This is a genomic window from Pseudomonas sp. Pse1 (assembly GCF_024519635.1).
In the GTDB taxonomy this organism is placed as follows: Bacteria; Pseudomonadota; Gammaproteobacteria; order Pseudomonadales; family Pseudomonadaceae; genus Aquipseudomonas.
Genome location: NZ_JALJRO010000047.1, coordinates 1 through 2,789, shown reverse-complemented (window position 1 = coordinate 2,789; position 2,789 = coordinate 1). Strand labels below are relative to the sequence as shown.

At 57.2% G+C, this 2,789-nt stretch carries 1 protein-coding gene; it reads left to right on the top strand.

The features are described from left to right. Positions 1 to 2,789, top strand: a 2,789-nt coding sequence (locus tag NR126_RS28255) for an immunoglobulin-like domain-containing protein (protein ID WP_372827621.1), incomplete at both ends; no start/stop codon positions are given.

Here is a 2,789-nt window from a genome sequence, read left to right as displayed (position 1 = left end):
ATCCAACCTTCACCATCACCCTCAACCAGGCGTTGAAGGATGATTTGACCGTCAAGTTGAGCAATGGCGGTACGGTTACCGTCAAAGCCGGTGATACCAGCGCGATCTACACCGCACCGATCCAAGGCGACGACGTCTACAAAGATGGCGGTCCGCTGAGCCTGACCGTCACCGACGCGAGCGTGCCAGGCAAGGTCTTCGAAGATCTGCAACTGAGCAAAGAACCGGGCGTGGTGCAGATCAACGACACCACAGATACCGTCACCGTGAGCATCGCTGGCAATGGTCCAGTGTTTGAAAACGCGAATCCAACCTTCACTGTCAGCATCAACCAGGCGTTGAAGGATGATCTGACCGTCAAACTCAGCAACGGTGGCACCGTCACCGTCAAAGCCGGTGATACTTCGGCGATCTATACCGCGCCAGTCCAGGGAGACGACGTCTACAAAGATGGCGGCCCGCTGAGCCTGACCGTCACCGATGCTTCTGTGCCAGGCAAGGTCTTCGAAGACCTGCAACTGAGCAAAGAGCCAGGCGTGGTGCAGATCAATGACACCACCGACACCGTGACCGTCAGCATCGCTGGCAATGGTCCAGTGTTCGAAAACGCCAACCCAACCTTCACTGTCAGCATCAACCAGGCGTTGAAGGATGACCTCACCGTCAAGCTGAGCAACGGCGGCACGGTTACCGTTAAAGCCGGTGATACCAGCGCGATCTATACCGCCCCAGTTCAAGGCGACGACGTCTACAAAGACGGCGGCCCGCTGAGCGTTACTATCGACAGCGCAACCGTGAAGGATCAGGTCTTCGAAGACCTGCAGTTGAGCAAAGAACCAGGTGTCGTACAGATCAATGACACCACCGACACTGTGACCGTCAGCATCGCCGGTAACGGCGACGTATTCGAAAACGCCAACCCAACCTTCACCATCACCCTCAACCAGGCGTTGAAGGACGATCTGACCGTCAAACTCAGCAACGGCGGCACCGTCACCGTCAAAGCCGGTGAGACTTCGGCGATCTATACCGCACCGATCCAGGGCGACGACGTCTACAAAGACGGCGGTCCGCTGAGCGTCACCATCGACAGCGCAACCGTGAAGGACCAGGTCTTCGAAGACCTGCAACTGAGCAAAGAGCCAGGCGTGGTGCAGATCAATGACACCACCGACACCGTGACCGTCAGCATCGCTGGCAATGGTCCAGTGTTCGAAAACGCCAACCCAACCTTCACTGTCAGCATCAACCAGGCGTTGAAGGATGATTTGACCGTCAAACTCAGCAACGGTGGCACCGTCACCGTCAAAGCCGGTGATACCAGCGCGATCTATACCGCGCCAGTCCAGGGCGACGACGTCTACAAAGACGGCGGTCCGCTGAGCGTCACCATCACCGAAGCGACTGTTAAGGACCAGGTCTTCGAAGACCTGCAACTGAGCAAAGAACCGGGCGTGGTGCAGATCAATGACACCACCGACACTGTGACCGTCAGCATCGCCGGTAATGGCGACGTATTCGAAAACGCCAACCCAACCTTCACTGTCAGCATCAACCAGGCGTTGAAGGATGACCTCACCGTCAAACTCAGCAACGGCGGCACCGTCACCGTTAAAGCCGGTGATACCAGCGCGATCTACACCGCGCCAATCCAGGGCGACGACGTCTACAAAGACGGCGGTCCGCTGAGCGTCACCATCGACAGCGCAACCGTGAAGGATCAGGTCTTCGAAGACCTGCAGTTGAGCAAAGAACCAGGTGTCGTACAGATCAATGACACCACCGACACCGTGACCGTCAGCATCGCCGGTAACGGTCCTGTGTTCGAAAACGCCAACCCGACGTTCACCGTCAGCATCAACCAGGCGTTGAAGGATGATTTGACCGTCAAACTCAGCAACGGCGGCACCGTCACCGTTAAAGCCGGTGATACCAGCGCGATCTACACCGCACCGATCCAAGGCGACGACGTCTACAAAGACGGCGGCCCGCTGAGCCTGACCGTCACCGATGCTTCTGTGCCAGGCAAGGTCTTCGAAGACCTACAACTGAGCAAAGACCCAGGCGTGGTGCAAATCAACGACACCACGGACACCGTGACCGTCAGCATCGCTGGCAATGGTCCTGTGTTCGAAAACGCCAACCCGACGTTCACTGTCAGCATCAACAGAGCTCTCGCCGACGACTTGACCATCAAGCTGAGCAATGGCGGTACGGTTACCGTCAAAGCCGGTGATACCAGCGCGATCTATACCGCGCCAGTCCAGGGAGACGACGTCTACAAAGACGGCGGTCCGCTGAGCGTTACCATCACCGAAGCGACTGTTAAGGATCAGGTCTTCGAAGACCTGCAACTGAGCAAAGAACCAGGTGTCGTACAGATCAATGACACCACCGACACTGTGACCGTCAGCATCGCCGGTAACGGCGACGTATTCGAAAACGCCAACCCAACCTTCACCATCACCCTCAACCAGGCGTTGAAGGATGATCTGACCGTCAAGTTGAGCAACGGCGGCACCGTCACCGTCAAAGCCGGTGAGACTTCGGCGACCTATACCGCACCGATCCAGGGCGATGACGTCTACAAAGATGGCGGCCCGCTGAGCCTGACCGTCACCGATGCTTCTGTGCCAGGCAAGGTCTTCGAAGACCTGCAACTGAGCAAAGAACCAGGTGTCGTGCAGATCAACGACACCACCGACACCGTGACAGTCAGCATCGCTGGCAATGGTCCTGTGTTCGAAAACGCCAATCCGACCTTCACCATCACCCTCAACCAGGCGTTG